This window comes from Lentzea indica, assembly GCF_012184385.1.
GTDB lineage: Bacteria > Actinomycetota > Actinomycetes > Mycobacteriales > Pseudonocardiaceae > Lentzea > Lentzea indica.
In genome coordinates, this window is the sequence record NZ_VSRL01000084.1 from 19,984 (window position 1) to 32,722 (window position 12,739).

Consider the following 12,739-nt stretch of genomic DNA (forward strand, 5'->3'; position numbering starts at 1 on the left):
CGGGTGGGCCGTCCGATCAGCCGGAAGCTTGAGATCGTCAGCGAGAAGATGCTCACCCAGACGTTGCGGACGCTGGAGCGCGACGGGTTCGTACACCGCGAGGCGAAGCCCGTCATCCCGCCGCACGTCGAGGTCTCCCAGGCGCAGGAACGCTATGACGCCTCCTGAGGCTCACCGGAGTGTCGACAGATAGACATCGGGTTAGTCACTCGAATGCGCCGTGAATGTTCTCACTAACTGCCGAGAAACCCAGGTAAAACATCGGATGGGTCACGATTAGGGGGCGCAATCTGGCCCCGCGCACTGGCAGTATGGACCAATGGCCCAACCGTTCACCGACGAAAGCCATCCGGCGGAGCCCTATCCGGGCACTCGTCCAGACCACTGTTTCGTCCACGTCGACGAAACGGGCTGGCCAGTGCGACCGGACCTCACGATGGAGTCGGGATGGCGAGTCGAGCCGGAGAACATCGATCTGGACCAATGGCTCGCAAACCACGGTGAACCACCGCTGGCAGGCCGGATGCCGGTGCTCGGCTACGGCTCGAACGCCAACCCCAGCAAGGTCACCTGGCTCCGTGAGGAGCTCGGTCTCGAAGGCCCCGCGGTCGTGCTGCGCGCACGGTGCGAGGGCCTTGCTGCCGTCTGGGCCGTCGGCATGCGCACCCGTGACGGCCAGCGCCCCGCGACCCTCGCGGCAGCGCCCGGCGTCGTCGAGGAGCACTCTGTCTGGTTCGCCACGCCTGAGCAGCTGCGCGTGCTGGACCGCTGCGAGGGCCGCGGACTGCGTTATCGCCTCGTACGCCTGCACACGGGCCGTGTGGTGCTCTACAACGGCGGTGTCGTCGACAGCGTGCTGGCCTACACGGCAGGCTCCAAGATGCGGATGCCCGTGCTCGTGAACGGCCGCATGGTCCGTTGCGCGGACGTCTCGCAGCGAAGCGCCCGCGTGCTGGGCGGGAGGCCTGCCGAGACGGACGGACTGGACGTGACCGAGGTGCACGGCGTGCCGTCCGCCGACGACTGGCCCGAGCTGCTGTTCGTCTACGGGACGCTCCAGCCGGGCGCAAGCGCTTGGCACCTGATGGAGCCGCACGTCGTCGAGTCGGAGGAGACCCATCTGCCCGGCACGTTGTTCGACACGGGCCAGGGCTACCCGGCGTTGCGTCCGGACGCCGGGCTGGGCGTGCCCGGCTTCGTGCTGCGGCTGCGGTCGCCGGAGGACGCGCTGCCGCTGCTCGATGAGTACGAGGGCGAGGATTACCGCCGCGTGCGTGTCGTGCTGCCGGACGGCCGGATCGCCTGGACGTACCTGTGGACCGCGGCCGTGAAGGGCATGCCCGAGCTGCCCGACGGGTGGGACGTCCACCAGATCCGGTGAATTACCGGCACGTTGTGTGGCCGAGTTGACATTTGGGCACATCCTTCGGGGTAGGAGGTGCACCCATGACTCGACGGTTGATCGCCTGCGGACTGGTGCTCACAGCGCTTTCTGTCGCTACCGCGTGCGGGACCAGAACCTCGGACAACGGCGCGCAAACGCTGCCGACCTCGACCCCGTCGTCGACCGCCTCTTCCGCTCCTTCCGACTCCGGCGTGGCCGCGCCCGCCGTGAAGCGCTGTGCCTCGTCCGCGCTGAAGGGTCAGGTCGACCCGACCGACGCCGGCGCGGGCAACCGGTACGGCCAGTTCGTCGTCACGAACTCCGGCACCATGCCGTGCACGTTGAACGGCTACAGCGGTTTCCAGCTGGAGAACGCCTCCGGCGCGGTGCCGACGAAGCTGGAACGCAAGGCAGACCCCGGTCCCGCGGCTTTGACGCTCGCACCGGGCGGGCGAGCCGCCGCGAACCTGCACTGGGGCGTCGTGCCGTCGGGCAACGAGCCGGTGGAGGGCCCGTGCCAGCCCGAGCCGTCGAAGGCCGCCGCCATCCCACCTGACGAGACGGTGCCGCTGACCGTGCCGTGGACGTTCGGACCTGTGTGTTCCGGTGGCCGGATCGAGATCAGCGCGTTCTACGCTGCCTAGATGGACGCACCTGGATGGCTCGCCGTGCTGCCGCACGGCGAGCGCATCGCCTTCTCGCTGCGCACCGCCGCTGTTCCAGTCGTGGTGACCGAGGACATCGAATCAGCGGTCGAGGCCGCCGAGCTCCCCGTCGTCCTCATTGGACACTTCACCGGCGCACCCGCCGCTGTTCGTTACGCCCAAACGCATTCCGGGCTGGCCGCGCTGATCCTGGTGTCACCCGTGCTCGGCATGTGGGACGGCGCGTCCGACGAGCTGGCCGACCTGATGGACGAGGTCAACTTCGGGCCGGCGCTGGGCACGTTGCCGACGTTGTGGCTGCACGGTTCGGACGACGAGATCGTGCCGATCTCGGACACGCGAGCGGGCACCGACCGCATCCGCGGATCCGCGTTCGAGGAGCACATCACCGACGGGCTGCTGACCGACGGCGAGGCCGTCACTCGGGTGCTGGAGTTCGTCCGCAGGGTCGTCTGACACCATTTTGGTGTGGATGACCTCGTGCTGCTGATCACCGTGGTGGTCGAAGCGGCGGACGAGCAACAGGCGCGTGCCGCGTGCGACGCGCTCATCAGCCGTACCGGCGCCCAGGTCCTGGACGCCCGTGACTGCTCGGACGAGGAGCCGGAATGCTGGGCCGTCGTCATCACACTGCCGAGCGCGGAGAAGGCCACGCACAACGTCTCAGCGGCGCTGGCGCGAGCTGTTCGGACCTTCGTGCGCGGGCTGGGTGACGGGTTCCCGACGCCACGGGTGGCCTGCGAGCCGCCGACGGCGTGGACCGTGCTGGACGAGCCAGAGCTGATCAACGGACTCGTGCCGGGCGCCGAGCGCGTTCTGGTGGAGGCGTGGGCAGGAGATGACCCGTTCGGTGCAGGCACTTTGCGTGACAACTCGCCCTCGAGACCGTCTTGATTCACCCGGCCGGTCGGTAGGTCCGTGCAACAGGCTGTAGGGAGCTTTGTGAGCGTCACTACACGGTGAGTAAAGGGGCCAGGGCGGCGCCTAACTGATCATTAAATCAAGGCCCGTTCGAGTGGATTCAGGCATCCACCCGGTTAGCCGATCTTCGGTCTCAACTGTGAAAATCTGGGCACAATCTCTACTGAGGGTGGTTGTACGACCACCCTGTTCCGGGAGGGTTCGGGAGCCGACATGGCCAGCATCGAAGAGGTCCGTGCCGCAATTGCCCAGGCGATCGACAAGGCGAGCCAAAGCCAGTCGGCCCTCCAACAGGCGGCTGAGCTCGCCGAGGACGCGCAGCAACTGCTGACATCGGTCACGCAGGGGTCTGTGCAGGCGGACGTCGAGACGACGAACGCCCAGTTCGCCCAGGTCGTGTCCGGCGTGGGCGAGCTGCAGAACTACCTCGGCGCGGGCATTTCCGGGGCCGAGGGCATCAACAGCAGGCTTTGATGGCATCCATCGCCGAGGTTCGTGCCGCGCTCGAGCAGGCGAGCGAGATCCTGCGTGAGTCGTACAGAAATGTGCGCAGCGCGCAGGACGGCCTGGACGAGGCGGTCGCGATCCTGGCCGAGTCGAGCGAAAACCACCACGAGTCGCTGCTTCCACCGGAGTTCGTGCGCGCGAAGGAAAGATTCCCCGATCAGCTGGAACTGATGGTGGGAACCCTAGAGCGCATCCAACGACTCACCGTGGAGCTGTGATGAGCAGGCGGGACGACCGGCGGCGAAGGGTGGAGGAAGCCTTCGCGGAGTTCCAGCGCGCCGTCTCGGCCGCGCTGGGCTCCGTGGCGCGCGAACACAGGGCGCTCGCCACCGAGCACGCGAAGGACATGTTCGAGTTCACCGTGCGCGGCATGGGCATCGACAAGGCGCTGCAGGACGTCGCTCTCGCCAACGTGACCTCGTTCCTGACGGTCGACGAGAAGCGGTTGAGCAACCCGCGTCGGGCGCCGCTCTCGATGGCCGAGTTCGCCGAGCGGCTCGACCAGATCAAGCACGACTGGCAGCAGTCGTACCACGAGTGGACGTCCTCTGGCCCCGACCAGCTGACCGCGCTGGTGAACTCGGTCGCCGCCGGGCCCGCTTCGTGGCCGCACGAGTCGTGGCTCGGCACGCCGGGCACGCACGACGGCAGCCAGGGCGTGCCGGAGCTGTGGCGGATCGGCACCGGCGTGGTGACGTCCGCGCCGGAGGCCCAGCCGTTCCCCGTCGCGGTGCCGCTGCTGGACCAGGCGCACCTGCACATCTCGTCCACTTCGGGCAGCCGCCAGCTCGCGGACACGCTGGTGGAGAACCTGTTGCTGCGGGTGCTGTCGCACTTCCAGCCGGGGCTCGTGCACGTGCACGTGTGGGACGTCGGCCAGCTGACCGGCTCGTTGCCGGGGCTCTACCCGCTGACTCGCGCGAACCTGCTGACGGTGCACGACCCCGCGCGGCTGCACGAGCTGCTGGACGAGCTGTCCGAGCACATCCGCCGGGTGCACACGAAGGTTCTGGTCGACGGGCACCTGACCGTACGTTCGGTCAGCGGTGAAGGCCGGCGCACCGAGCCGTGGCGGATCGCCGTGCTGTTCGGCAACCGCAAGGCGTTGAAGGAAGAACACCAGCAGCAGCTGCAACGCGTGGCGCGCAACGGGTTGGCGTGCGGTGTGCAGCTGTTCATCGTGGACATCCCGATCACGATCAACTCGCCGGTGGAGACGGTGGCGTTGCGCAATGACGGCACCGCCTTCTGCACCATGACCGGCAAGCAGGTGACGGTGACGCTGGATCCCGCTCTGCCGCGAACTCTCGTACCGCGCGCTTGTGCCGCCATCGCGGAGAAGCGCGAGGAGCGGCGAACGCGCATGAGCACGTTCGGCGATCTGCTGCCAGAACGGCCGTGGACGGAGACTTCGGCGGCCGGAGTCGTTGCGCCCGTGGGGTTCGACGACGGGGAGCCGGTGTGCGTGCAGCTGGGCGACACCTCGCCGCACGCGTTGATCGGTGGTCCGTCGGGTTCCGGCAAGACGAACTTCCTGTACGCGATGCTCGGTTCGTTGTGCGCGCGGTACTCGCCGGACGAGCTGGAGCTGTACCTGCTGGACTTCAAGGAAGGCGTGTCGTTCGCGCAGTTCGCACCGGGTCGCAAGGACCCGTCGTGGCTGCCGCACGCGCGCCTGGTCGGCGTGAACGTCAACACCGACCGCGAGTTCGGCGTGGCGCTGCTGAAGTTCCTGTCCGACGAGATGCGCAGGCGCGCGGACGCGGCCAAGCAGCACGAGGTCACCAAGCTGGAACACCTGCGCGCCGAGGATCCCGATGGCCGCTGGCCGCGGATCGTCGCGGTGATCGACGAGTTCCAGTACCTGTTCGGTGAACGCGACCAGGTGACCGCCGCCGCGACGCAACTGCTGGAGGACGTGGCGCGCCGCGGTCGTTCGCAGGGCATCCACCTGGTGCTGTCGTCGCAGGACGTCTCGGGCATCGAGGGGTTCTGGGGCAAGTCGGCGATCTTCGAGCAGTTCACCGTCCGCATCGCGCTGCCCAAGGCCCGCCGGGTGCTGGCAGAGCCGCAGAACGACGCCGCCGTGGAGCTGCCGCGCTGGCACGCGGTGATCAACCACGAGTCGGGTGTGAAGCCGGGCAACGAGATCTGCCGCATCCCGGACTCGACGTCCAAGGGCACCATGGACTTCCTGCAGAACGAGCTGTGGCGCCGCGAACCCGGCCAGGCGCCAGGCCTGTTCGACGGAAGCAAAATCCCCTTTCTCGACGCACTGCCGGACTTCCTCGAACTGCGGCCGGGCGATGCTTCACCTACCGTGTTGCTGGGACAGGTGATCGACGTCGCGGGCAGCGCGGCACGGGTGCGGTTCGCCCGCACGCCGGGCCGCAACATCGCGGTGATCGGCTCCGTGGTCCAGGACGCGGCCGCCGTGCTCGGCGGAGCGGCCGCGTCACTGGGCAGGCAGCACGAGCCGTCCGAGGCGGCGTTCTCGCTGGCCTGCCTGGTCGACGAGGCGATGCCGTCGGCGTTGCATCTGGCGAAACGCCTGAGCGCCGACGGTCATGATGCTTCGGTGATCGGCATCGACGGCATCCGCGAGCTGCTGGATCGCACGGCGGCCAGGTTGCAGTCGCTGAACACGGGGACGTCGGACGCGCCGCCGTCACCGCACTACCTGGTGCTGTACGGCGTCGACGCCGCGCAGACGTTGCTGGAGCAGAAGGACCCGACGACACGGACGTCCGGTGTGGACAGCCTGCGGACGGTCCTGAAGCACGGCCCGGAGAACCGCACGCACGTGCTGGGCTGGTGGCGCGGCGTGCAGAGGCTGAAGGCGTGCCTCCCGCCCGGCGTCTACGACGACATCGGCGCCTGGGTGGCGTTCGACGTTCAGGGCAAGGAACTGCTGTCGCTCGGGCCGGAGCAGGTGATGTCGTGGTCGCCGAGGCCACGCCGCGGCCTGTTCTTCGACCGGTTCGAGCACTCGCGACCGCAAGTGATCATCCCGTTCGACACTGGAGAAGCGTGATGAACCCGATGATGACGACGATGTTCGAGTCGGTCCCGTCTCAGCGTCAGAGCGAGGAGGTGATCGAGGTGCCGGCGTTGTCAGCCGTTGAGCGCTACAAGGAGATCATCGCCGTAGCCACGGACGCGGCTGCTCGCCAGCGCAAGCTGGACGAGGTGCGGTGCGCCGAGCTCGCCGAGCGGCTCGCGTCGGCCCAGCAGCGGATCGCCGAGGTGCGCGACCGCGAACGGGTCGTGCGGATGGGCGCCGCGCTGCACTGGGAGCAGGCCGTCGAGCAGCTGTGGAACGAACGATGGCTGCAGATGGTCACCTTCCCGCAGCCGGACGAGTCCGTTCCGCCACGTCCCCAGGGCGAGTACAACCGGGCGATGGACCTCGCGTACCAGGCGCTGGAGGACTCGCTGGCCAAGCGAACCCTGTTGCGCCGCAAGCAGAAGGACTGAATGCGCCGGTTACGCACCACGGCTTCCGTGCTGGACGCCTGCGACGACCCGCTCGTGCGCTGGGCAGCCCAAGCGCTGACGTCCGGTGGTGCGGCTTGGGAACACAACGGCGCGGTGGCCGTGCACGCGCCGTCCCTGACCCGACGCCGGCGGCTGGTTCTGTCCGGTCCGGCAGAGGGTGTGGCCTCGTTGCTCGCCGCTCACGGACGGGGCGTCGAGCTGCGACCGCTGATGTCGCGGTCGCTCGCTCTCGAGGTCGCCCCTCTGATGCCTTCGCCGTGGGTCGAGGACAAGCCGTTCGGGTGGATGGACCGCTCGGGAACGCTGGAACCGCCCGCTGAAGCCTGCTGGCTGTCAACCACGGACGGCGTGACTCCGCTGCTGCAAGCGGCCATGCCGGATTCCTGGGCCTGGCCGGGTGAGACAGGCGTCCGGCGGTGGGCAGGCGTGCACGCCGGGGACACGTTGGTGGCGACCGCTGCCGAGGCATGGTCGTCGGTCGACGTCGGTTTCATGATGGGCGTGGCGGTGCATCCGTCCCATGCCGGCCAGGGTCTGGGTCTGCGCGTGTGCCAGTTCGTGGCGTCGTCCCTGTTGTCGCTCTACGGCACGTGTGCCCTGTTCGTCGACAACTCCAACGCACCGGCGATCGCCCTGTACCGCAAGCTCGGCTTCACCTACCGAGACCTCACGACGCTTCTTCCTGCGGTCTAAGTCACATCCTGGAACAGTCGTCCGGTGGTCGCAGTTGAAACGGATAACTGATCCGCAAATCTTGGATGGAGATGGTTCGACCATGACCAGCACCGCACTCGAGGTCCGGCTCGCGTCCCGCCCCCACGGCTGGCCGACCGAGGACAACTTCGAGATCGCCGAGGTCGAGGTGCCGACGCCGGGCGACGGCCAGATCCTGGTGCGCAACGTGGTCATGAGCGTCGACCCGTACATGCGCGGCCGGATGAACGACGTGAAGTCGTACGTGCCGCCGTTCCAGGTGGGCGCGCCCCTCGACGGCGGTGCGGTGGGCGAGGTCGTGGCCTCGAACGCCGAGGGCTTCGCGGTCGGCGACCACGTGCTGCACGGCCTCGGCTGGCGCGAGTACGCCGTGGTCGAGGGCAAGCACGCGGTCAAGGTCGACCCCTCCGTGGCTCCTTTGGGCGCTTACCTGGGTGTGCTGGGCATGCCGGGCATGACCGCCTACGCCGGCCTGCTGGTCACCGCGGAGTTCAAGGAAGGCGACGTCGTCTTCGTGTCCGGTGCCGCCGGCGCCGTTGGCCAGCTGGTGGGCCAGATCGCCCGTCTGAAGGGCGCTTCCCGCGTCATCGGCTCCGCCGGTTCCGCCGACAAGGTCAAGTACCTCGTGGAGGAGCTCGGCTTCGACGCCGCGTTCAACTACAAGGAGGGCCCGGTCGCCGAGCAGCTCGCCGCCGCGGCCCCCAACGGCATCGACGTCTACTTCGACAACGTCGGCGGCGAGCACCTCGAAGCCGCCATCGACGTGCTGAACTTGAACGGCCGGATCACGATGTGCGGCGCCATCTCGCAGTACAACGACGCCGAGAAGCCCGCCGGTCCGAGCAACATGATCCAGATCCTCGCCAAGCGCCTGACCCTCCGCGGCATGCTGGTCGGCGACCACAAGGCCCTGCAGCAGCAGTTCGTGGCCGAGGTCGGCGCGTGGATCGCCTCTGGCCAGCTCAAGTACTCCGAGACCGTCGTCGAGGGCGGAGTTCGCCAGGCCCCTTCGGCCTTCCTCGGCATGCTGCGCGGTGACAACACCGGCAAGATGCTCGTCCAGTTCTGATTTGAGCTCACGCGGGGAGCTTTCGCACTGCACGACGGTGCGAAAGCTCCCCGCGTGCGTCAGAGCAGCTTGCCGGGGTTGAGGATGCCGGTCGGGTCCAGCTGGGCCTTCACCGCCCGCAGCACGCCCACACCGATCGAGCCGATCTCGTTCTCGAGCCAGGGTTGGTGGTCACGACCGACCGCGTGGTGGTGCGTGATCGTGCCGAGCTGGGAGATGACATCGGACGCTGCGGTTTTGGCCCGCTGCCACTGCCCCACCGGATCCGCGAGATCGCGCGGCACCAGCACCGTGAAGTACAGCGAAGCCCCGGTCTCGTATGCGTGCGAGATGTGGCACATCACCACGGGATCGCCGAGCTCTGAGACCAACGCGGCACGCACCGCGTCCCGCAGTTCGGACACGCGAGACCAGTGCGTGGCGGTCTCCAGGGTCTCGACGCACACGCCGGCGTCCAGCAACGCATCCCGCTGCCGGGGCCCGTTGAACCGGCCGTGCAGCCAGGAAGCCCCCATCGCCCGCCCGAGCCGCACCACCTTCTTGCCGCTCAACGCACTCATCGTGGCGGACCGCGACCGGCACTCCCACCCGAGAATGACCAGGCACGGCTGCTTGACCCCGCGGAACCGCAGGTACTTCTTCACCGCGGCGGCCTTGGATCCCGCCAGCTCCAGAGCGACCTCGGTTTCGTCCACATCGGACAGACGGGTGATGTCGGCGGGCACTCCGTCCTGAGCCAGGGTCCGCACGAGGTCGACCCCCGCCTCCCACCCGTCAACGACAAAGCCTTCGTAGCGAGGCCCGTACGGCTTGGGACGCACCCGCACGGAAACCTCGGTGATCACCCCGAACAGCCCCTCGCTGCCGAGCACCAACTGCTTCAGGTCCGGCCCGGCGGCGGAAGCCGGTGCGGCGCCCACCACCCACTCCCCCACCGGCGTGGCCATCCGGACCGACTCGACCATGTCCTCGAAGCGGCCGTAGCCGGAGGAGGCCTGGCCCGCGGAACGGGTGGCCGCGAACCCGCCGATGGTGGCGCGTTCGAAGGACTGCGGAACGTGGCCGAGGGTGAAGCCGTGCTCGCCCAGGAGCCGTTCGGCCTCGGGGCCCGTCAGGCCCGCCTGCAGCACCGCCACGTGGGACACCGGGTCGATCGACACGAGAGACCCGAGCCCCGCCAGGTCCAGCGCAACCACAGCGGACTTCGACACGCGAAGGGCCTCGACACCACCCACCACGGACGTGCCGCCCCCGAACGGCACCACAGCGATGTCGTGTTCGACGCAGACCTGCAGAACCTCGAGAACCTCAGCAGGCGAAGAAGGCAGCACCACCGCGTCAGGCACGGCGAGCGAGCCGTGGCCGCGGTGACGCAACAGGTCGAGGTACGAGAGGCCGCCGGCACGACCCAGCCGGTCCGCACCGTCCGCGCTGATCGTGCTCACGGCCTCCAAGGCCGTGAAAGCGTCAGCGGACAGCGTCGAGGGAGGCGCCGACACCGGCACCTCGGAGAACGGCTCGCCCAGGCCTACGCGCTGGCTCAGCCACGCCAGCGCGTGGGGTGGCAGCGGTGTGGTTTCGGTGGTCCATCTCGCCCTGGTCACTGCTACAGTGTTACACATGACGTCTCAACGTCACACCCACGACGCGCTGCTCGATGCCACCCGTGAGTGTGTTCTCGAGGTGGGGGTGCGCCGGACGACCCTCACCGACGTGGCGAAACGGGCCGGCGTGAGCCGCATGACGCTCTACCGGCGCTACCCGGACGTCGATCACCTCGTGCGGGCGTTGATGACCCGCGAGTTCGCCGCACTGCTGGAGCAGGTGGAACAGGCCAGCGGACAGGGCAACGCGCGGGAGCAGCTCGTCAAACGGGCCGTGGACGCCATCCGGTTGCTGTCGGCGAACCCGCTCATGCAACGGGTCCTCCAGCTCGACGCCGACCTGATGCTGCCGTACCTCACCGATCGGCTGGGGAGCACGCAGCGGCTGGTCGAGCAGTTCCTCATCGGGCAGATCGAGGCAGGGCACGTCGACGGGTCGATCCGGTTCGGGGACGCCAAGACCCAGGCGCGCGTGGTGCTGCTGACCACGCAGTCGATGGTTCTGTCCACGCGGCCCGCCACATCCGGGCTCGACTTCAGCTCACTGCTGGACGAGCTGGCCAAGCAGCTGGACGGAGCCCTCACGCCATGAACACCTCCCTGAACGCCACAAGGCGCCAGAACGATCTCGAAGCGGCACAACAGGAAGTCGCCGACGTGCTCGTGATCGGTGGCGGCGTCACCGGCACGGGCGTCGCGCTCGACGCAGCCTCGCGAGGGCTCAAGACCGTGCTGCTGGAGGCGCACGACCTGGCGTTCGGGACGTCGCGGTGGTCCAGCAAGCTCGTCCACGGCGGCCTACGCTACCTGGCGAAGGGCGACGTGAAGCTCGCCCACGAGAGCGCGGTCGAGCGCGGCATCCTGATGACGAGGACGGCACCGCACCTCACCCGTACGCTGCCCATGCTGTTCCCGTTGCACACCAACGCGAACCATTTCGTGATGGCTGGACTGAAAGCCGGCAACGCCCTGCGCATCGCGGCCGGCACGCCCGCGAACGTCCTGCCCCGGCCGCGCCGGGTGCCCAAACACGAGGCACTGGCCCTGGTTCCCGGACTCAACTCCGAGAACCTGACCGGCGGACTCCTCAACTACGACGGCCAGCTCGTCGACGACGCCCGCCTCGTGGTCGCGCTCGCTCGCACCGCCGCAGGGTACGGCGCGAAGATCATCACGCGCGCGAAAGTCGTGACGCTGCAAGGCGATGGGGCCGAGGTGCTGGACACCCTGACCGGCACCGCGTTCACCGTCAAGGCCAAAGCGGTGATCAACGCGACGGGAGTCTGGGCCGGCACGCTCGCACCGGTGCACCTGCGTCCGTCTCGTGGCTCACACCTGGTCGTGGACGCGAAAACCGTTGGCCTCACTGGAACCGCGCTCACCATCCCGGTTCCAGGCGAACGCAACCGCTACGCACTCCTGCTTCCGCAGGCGAACGGCCGTGCGTACCTCGGCCTCACCGACGAGCCCGTCGACGAGATCCCGGACGTGCCGACGGTTCCCGAGTCCGATGTGGACTTCCTGCTGAACACGGCTTCCGGCGTCCTGCACAGGAAACTCACCAGAGAGGACGTCATCGGCAGCTACGCGGGCCTGCGCCCGTTGCTCGAAGCCGAGGGCCAGAGCGCGGATCTGTCGCGCCACCACGCCGTGCTGAAAGCGCCCAACGGCGTGATCACGATCGTCGGTGGCAAGCTCACCACCTACCGCAAGATGGCGGCGGACGCGGTGAACGCGACGAACCTGACGCAGATGCCGTGCCGCACCAAGGACATCCGCCTGGTCGACGACCGGCCGCACCCGACCACGCCGATCGCACCCGGCGTCACGGAGGCCGACATCGTCCACGCGATCAAGCACGAGGGCGCGCTGGACATCGACGACATCCTCGACCGGCGCACGCGCATCGGCCTGGTGCCGGCGGATCGGGAGAAAGCCGCACCGGCGATCGCCAAGCTGTTCACCGCGGTGTGAGAACGGGGCGCCCGCACCGAAGTGCGGACGCCCCGAACAGCGCAAGAACTCAGGTCACTCGCCGATGACGGGCTTCGCGGCCTTGGGCGGGTCGACCAGGGCCTCGCCCTCGATCCGCACCTTCCGCTTGTGCTCGTTCGAGCCACCGCCCTGCTGACCGGCACCGCCCATCGGAGCGCCGCCCATCATGCCCGCGCCGGCACCACCGTGGCCGCCACCGGGACCGTGCGGCGCACCGCCACCACCCGCAGGAGCACCACCACCGGCACCACCGGCCGCCATGACACCGGCCGCACCACCGAACTGGTCGCCGCGGTACCGCCGGCGCCACCGCCACCGGCAGGGCCACCACCGAGGCCGGCGGGCATACCGCCGCCACCTCCGCCACCCATGCCCTTCGGGA

Annotated in this window: 16 protein-coding genes; 13 read left to right on the forward strand and 3 right to left on the reverse strand. The window is 68.6% G+C overall.

Annotated elements, in window-relative coordinates; genetic code table 11:
• Positions 1-3 precede the first annotated feature (3 nt).
• From FXN61_RS23010 to FXN61_RS23060, 11 genes are all read left to right on the forward strand, one after another.
• The gene (locus FXN61_RS23010; protein ID WP_376770709.1) at positions 4-168 is read left to right on the forward strand and encodes a winged helix-turn-helix transcriptional regulator; all 165 of its coding nucleotides are present in this window, start codon (positions 4-6) and stop codon (positions 166-168) included.
• Positions 169-319: 151 nt separating this feature from the next.
• The gene (locus FXN61_RS23015; protein WP_167976115.1) at positions 320-1,381 is read left to right on the forward strand and encodes a gamma-glutamylcyclotransferase family protein; all 1,062 of its coding nucleotides are present in this window, start codon (positions 320-322) and stop codon (positions 1,379-1,381) included.
• A 65-nt stretch (positions 1,382-1,446) separates the two neighbouring features.
• Positions 1,447-2,028 (forward strand): DUF4232 domain-containing protein, encoded by a 582-nt coding sequence (locus tag FXN61_RS23020; protein WP_167976116.1) that lies wholly within the window; start codon positions 1,447-1,449, stop codon positions 2,026-2,028.
• The gene (locus FXN61_RS23025) at positions 2,029-2,505 is read left to right on the forward strand and encodes an alpha/beta hydrolase (protein WP_167976117.1); all 477 of its coding nucleotides are present in this window, start codon (positions 2,029-2,031) and stop codon (positions 2,503-2,505) included. It begins immediately after the preceding gene.
• Positions 2,506-2,517: 12 nt separating this feature from the next.
• Complete coding sequence (locus FXN61_RS23030; protein ID WP_167976118.1) at positions 2,518-2,943, forward strand: hypothetical protein; 426 nt, start codon at positions 2,518-2,520, stop codon at positions 2,941-2,943.
• 240 nt (positions 2,944-3,183) lie between these two features.
• Complete coding sequence (locus tag FXN61_RS23035; RefSeq protein ID WP_167976119.1) at positions 3,184-3,444, forward strand: hypothetical protein; 261 nt, start codon at positions 3,184-3,186, stop codon at positions 3,442-3,444.
• The gene (locus FXN61_RS23040; RefSeq protein ID WP_167976120.1) at positions 3,444-3,695 is read left to right on the forward strand and encodes a hypothetical protein; all 252 of its coding nucleotides are present in this window, start codon (positions 3,444-3,446) and stop codon (positions 3,693-3,695) included. Before FXN61_RS23035 ends, FXN61_RS23040 begins: the two co-directional genes overlap by 1 nt.
• Positions 3,695-6,511, forward strand: a complete 2,817-nt coding sequence (locus tag FXN61_RS23045) for an FtsK/SpoIIIE domain-containing protein (RefSeq protein ID WP_167976121.1) — start codon at positions 3,695-3,697, stop codon at positions 6,509-6,511. The genes FXN61_RS23040 and FXN61_RS23045 overlap by 1 nt, the downstream gene beginning before the upstream one ends.
• On the forward strand, positions 6,508-6,954 hold the full coding sequence (locus FXN61_RS23050) for a hypothetical protein (protein ID WP_167976122.1): 447 nt from the start codon (positions 6,508-6,510) through the stop codon (positions 6,952-6,954). Before FXN61_RS23045 ends, FXN61_RS23050 begins: the two co-directional genes overlap by 4 nt.
• On the forward strand, positions 6,955-7,668 hold the full coding sequence (locus FXN61_RS23055; RefSeq protein ID WP_167976123.1) for a GNAT family N-acetyltransferase: 714 nt from the start codon (positions 6,955-6,957) through the stop codon (positions 7,666-7,668). It begins immediately after the preceding gene.
• Positions 7,669-7,750: 82 nt separating this feature from the next.
• Positions 7,751-8,758 carry an NADP-dependent oxidoreductase gene (locus FXN61_RS23060; protein WP_167976124.1) on the forward strand — a complete coding sequence of 336 codons (1,008 nt, stop codon included), beginning with the start codon at positions 7,751-7,753 and terminating at the stop codon, positions 8,756-8,758.
• 59 nt (positions 8,759-8,817) lie between these two features.
• On the opposite strand, the gene FXN61_RS23065 is transcribed toward FXN61_RS23060, so the two are convergent.
• The gene (locus tag FXN61_RS23065) at positions 8,818-10,380 is read right to left on the reverse strand and encodes an FAD-binding oxidoreductase (protein WP_167976125.1); all 1,563 of its coding nucleotides are present in this window, start codon (positions 10,378-10,380) and stop codon (positions 8,818-8,820) included.
• Here FXN61_RS23065 and FXN61_RS23070 point away from each other — a divergent pair.
• Together FXN61_RS23070 and FXN61_RS23075 are read left to right on the forward strand one after the other, a co-directional pair.
• The gene (locus tag FXN61_RS23070; RefSeq protein ID WP_167976126.1) at positions 10,379-10,954 is read left to right on the forward strand and encodes a TetR/AcrR family transcriptional regulator; all 576 of its coding nucleotides are present in this window, start codon (positions 10,379-10,381) and stop codon (positions 10,952-10,954) included. The genes FXN61_RS23065 and FXN61_RS23070 overlap by 2 nt on opposite strands.
• Positions 10,951-12,336 (forward strand): glycerol-3-phosphate dehydrogenase/oxidase, encoded by a 1,386-nt coding sequence (locus tag FXN61_RS23075; RefSeq protein WP_167976127.1) that lies wholly within the window; start codon positions 10,951-10,953, stop codon positions 12,334-12,336. The genes FXN61_RS23070 and FXN61_RS23075 overlap by 4 nt, the downstream gene beginning before the upstream one ends.
• 54 nt (positions 12,337-12,390) lie before the next feature.
• Here the strand turns inward: FXN61_RS23075 and FXN61_RS54470 are convergent, their stop codons facing one another.
• Both FXN61_RS54470 and FXN61_RS23080 read right to left on the reverse strand, forming a co-directional pair.
• A complete protein-coding gene (locus FXN61_RS54470) occupies positions 12,391-12,525 on the reverse strand; it encodes a hypothetical protein (RefSeq protein ID WP_281360594.1) in 135 nt (44 codons plus the stop codon).
• Positions 12,522-12,739 (reverse strand): hypothetical protein (locus FXN61_RS23080; RefSeq protein ID WP_223165556.1); only part of this gene is annotated, 218 nt, incomplete at its 5' end. The genes FXN61_RS54470 and FXN61_RS23080, both read right to left, overlap by 4 nt.

Excerpts from the sequence above, each read along its gene's own strand:
- FXN61_RS23040 (WP_167976120.1), top strand. The coding sequence starts at position 3,444 with ATGGCATCCATCGCCGAGGTTCGTGCCGCGCTCGAGCAGGCGAGCGAG.
- FXN61_RS23055 (WP_167976123.1), top strand. The coding sequence starts at position 6,955 with ATGCGCCGGTTACGCACCACGGCTTCCGTGCTGGACGCCTGCGACGAC.
- FXN61_RS23070 (WP_167976126.1), top strand. The coding sequence starts at position 10,379 with ATGACGTCTCAACGTCACACCCACGACGCGCTGCTCGATGCCACCCGT.
- FXN61_RS23060 (WP_167976124.1), top strand. The coding sequence starts at position 7,751 with ATGACCAGCACCGCACTCGAGGTCCGGCTCGCGTCCCGCCCCCACGGC.
- FXN61_RS23035 (WP_167976119.1), top strand. The coding sequence starts at position 3,184 with ATGGCCAGCATCGAAGAGGTCCGTGCCGCAATTGCCCAGGCGATCGAC.
- FXN61_RS54470 (WP_281360594.1), bottom strand. The coding sequence starts at position 12,525 with ATGATGGGCGGCGCTCCGATGGGCGGTGCCGGTCAGCAGGGCGGTGGC.
- FXN61_RS23025 (WP_167976117.1), top strand. The coding sequence starts at position 2,029 with ATGGACGCACCTGGATGGCTCGCCGTGCTGCCGCACGGCGAGCGCATC.
- FXN61_RS23020 (WP_167976116.1), top strand. The coding sequence starts at position 1,447 with ATGACTCGACGGTTGATCGCCTGCGGACTGGTGCTCACAGCGCTTTCT.
- FXN61_RS23065 (WP_167976125.1), bottom strand. The coding sequence starts at position 10,380 with ATGTGTAACACTGTAGCAGTGACCAGGGCGAGATGGACCACCGAAACC.
- FXN61_RS23075 (WP_167976127.1), top strand. The coding sequence starts at position 10,951 with ATGAACACCTCCCTGAACGCCACAAGGCGCCAGAACGATCTCGAAGCG.
- FXN61_RS23045 (WP_167976121.1), top strand. The coding sequence starts at position 3,695 with ATGAGCAGGCGGGACGACCGGCGGCGAAGGGTGGAGGAAGCCTTCGCG.
- FXN61_RS23015 (WP_167976115.1), top strand. The coding sequence starts at position 320 with ATGGCCCAACCGTTCACCGACGAAAGCCATCCGGCGGAGCCCTATCCG.